General features: G+C 62.3%; 1 protein-coding gene. It reads right to left on the reverse strand.

The window, feature by feature from the left end; all coding sequences use genetic code 11:
- On the reverse strand, positions 1–239 hold a 239-nt coding region (locus tag R0J92_RS26210), incomplete at both ends, for an integrase core domain-containing protein (RefSeq protein ID WP_411053843.1).

Genomic DNA, 239 nt, shown 5'->3' on the forward strand with positions numbered 1-239 from the left:
CTGGGCGCCGGTATCCTAAGGCGCTGTGGGGCCTCACCGTGTTGTAGTGGCGACGCCAGCGCTCGATGAGGATCTGTGCTTCACGCAGCGTGGTGAAGACCTCGCCGTTTAGTAACTCATGCCGGAAGCGGGCGTTGAAGCTCTCGCAGTAGCCGTTCTGCCAAGGTGATCCCGGGGCAATGAATGCGGTCTTCGCGCCCACGGCACCGATCCAGGCGGGCACCTTCTTGGCAATGAAC

The sequence above is a fragment of the Tritonibacter sp. SIMBA_163 genome (assembly GCF_046535935.1).
Lineage (GTDB): Bacteria > Pseudomonadota > Alphaproteobacteria > Rhodobacterales > Rhodobacteraceae > Epibacterium > Epibacterium scottomollicae.